This window comes from Salipiger sp. HF18 (assembly GCF_011806505.1).
Taxonomy (GTDB): domain Bacteria; phylum Pseudomonadota; class Alphaproteobacteria; order Rhodobacterales; family Rhodobacteraceae; genus Salipiger; species Salipiger thiooxidans.
In genome coordinates, this window is sequence record NZ_JAATOS010000591.1 from 1 (window position 1) to 2246 (window position 2246).

3 protein-coding genes are annotated in these 2246 nt (G+C 69.7%); all 3 read left to right on the forward strand.

The window, feature by feature from the left end; genetic code table 11:
* Window positions 1-402: single-stranded DNA-binding protein (gene ssb, locus HC022_RS24550; RefSeq protein WP_175583725.1), on the forward strand; the 402-nt coding region annotated here is incomplete at its 5' end.
* A 207-nt stretch (window positions 403-609) separates the two neighbouring features.
* A complete protein-coding gene (locus HC022_RS24555; RefSeq protein WP_167454138.1) occupies window positions 610-1803 on the forward strand; it encodes an efflux RND transporter periplasmic adaptor subunit in 1194 nt (397 codons plus the stop codon).
* Between the two features lie 9 nt (window positions 1804-1812).
* Window positions 1813-2246: ABC transporter ATP-binding protein (locus tag HC022_RS24560; RefSeq protein WP_167454139.1), on the forward strand; the 434-nt coding region annotated here is incomplete at its 3' end.

Sequence of the window (2246 nt, forward strand, 5' to 3'; positions counted from 1 at the left end):
CGCACCGAGTGGCACTCGGTCGCGATCTTCTCCGAACCGCTGGCGCGCATCGCCGAGCAGTACCTGCGCAAGGGCTCCAAGGTCTACATCGAGGGCCAGCTCGAGACCCGCAAGTGGCAGGACCAGTCCGGCCAGGACCGCTATTCGACCGAGATCGTGCTACGCCCCTACCGTGGCGAGCTGACCCTGCTCGACGGCCGCCAGGGTGGCGGCGGCGGCGGTGACTTCGGTGGCGGTTCGGGCGGCGGCTACGGTGGTGGCAGCGGCGGCGGTGGCTACAGCGGTGGCCGTGACGACTTCGGCGGCGGCTCCGGCGGTCGCGACGATTACGGCAGCGGCTCGGGCAGCGGTGGCGGCGGGCGCGCCCCCCCGCGCGATCTCGACGACGAGATCCCGTTCTGAGCGCAGCCCGCGCCTGATCGCAGCACTTGGGAAAGGGGGGATCACGTCCCCCCTTTTTCTTTTGGCGCCACGCCTGACGCTTCGCGCTGTGTCTGACAAAGTACCAACTCCACACCCCGGCGAAAGAAAATCGCCGGACCCCCAACTTTTTCCGACGGAACCTTTGGCCCGTTGCGTTTTGTCCTCCTGTACCAGTCGGAGCAGTCCATGAAGTTGAGCAAGGCCACCGTTGCCATTTCCATCGTCCTGCTATGCGCCGGCGCAGGCTGGCTGTGGCTCAGGGACACGCAGGAGACCGAGCCCGCCGCGCCCCGCACCGTCGCGGTGACACGTGGCACGGTCGAGAGCACCGTGCTCGCCACCGGGCTCATCGAGGCCGAGAGCCTCGTCTCGGTCGGCGCCCGGACCTCGGGGCTGGTCGAGGAGCTGCTGGTCGATGTCGGCGACGATGTGGCCAAGGGCGAGCTCATCGCGCGCATCGACTCGCTCGAGCAGCAGAACGCGGTGCAGCAGGCCAAGGCCGACCTCGCCCAGCTCGACGCCGAGATCGCCTCGAACGCCGCCGAGATCCGGCTGGCGGAACAGGCGCTCTCGCGGCAGCAGACGCTCATCACCCGCGAGCTGGTGACCACCGAGGATCTTGAATCCGCCGAGGCGACACTGGACATGGCGCACGCCAACGCGGCCTCGCTCGAGGCGCAGCGCGCCCGGGCCGAGATCGAGGTGGCGACCGCCGAGCTCGACCTGGAACGCACCCAGATCACCGCGCCCATCGACGGCACCGTCGTGGCCGTCGTCAGCGACGAGGGCACCACGGTCAACAACTCCTCGGAGACGCCGACCATCGTGAAGCTGGCGCAGCTCGACCGGATGGAGATCAAGGCCGAGATCTCGGAGGCCGACGTGGTCAACGTGGCGCCGGGGCAGCTGGTGAGGTTCTCGCTGCTGGGGGCGCCGGACCGGGTCTACGAGGCCGAGCTGGCCTCGGTCGAGCCCGCGCCGTCGTCGATCCGCGACAGCGACGAGATCGATACGGATTCCGCGATCTACTACAACGCCCGCTTCCTCGTCGACAATTCCGACCGGCTGCTGCGCATCGGCATGTCGACCAACGTCACCATCATCCTTGGCCGCTCCGAGGACACGCTGACCCTGCCCCTCGCGACGCTGCCCGCGGCGGGCCCGGAGGGGCGCTACGTGGTGAGCGTCCTGGCCGACGACGACCGGCCCGAGCGCCGGGAGATCGAGATCGGCCTGAAGGACGCCACTTCCTACGAGGTGCTGACCGGGCTCGAGGAAGGCGACCGGGTGATCGGTGGCGGTGCCCGGCCCACCGCGGCATCCGCGGCGCAGACCCGCAGCTCGCGCGGCCCGGGCGGCCCGCCCCCGGGCATGTTCTGAGGCCCCCCCATGGCACTAATCGACATTCGCGGGCTCGATCGCTCCTTCACTGCGGGCGAGCAGACCATCACCGTGCTGCGCGGCATCGACCTTTCGATCGAGACGGGCGAGATGGTCGCCATCATCGGCCAGTCCGGTTCCGGCAAGTCGACGCTAATGAACGTGCTGGGCTGTCTCGACCGGCCCACCCGCGGCGACTACCGCTTCGACGGGCGCGACGTCTCGGCCATGTCCGACCACGAGCTGGCCGAGCTGCGCCGCGACCACTTCGGCTTCATCTTCCAGCGCTACCAGCTGATGCCCGAGCTCGACGCTCTGGGCAATGTCGAGATCCCCGCGATCTACCGTGGCGCTCCGCGTCGGGCGCGGCGTGACCGGGCGCGGGCGCTGCTCGAGCGGCTGGGGCTCGGCGAGCGGCTTGGCAACCGGCCCGGCGCGCTCTC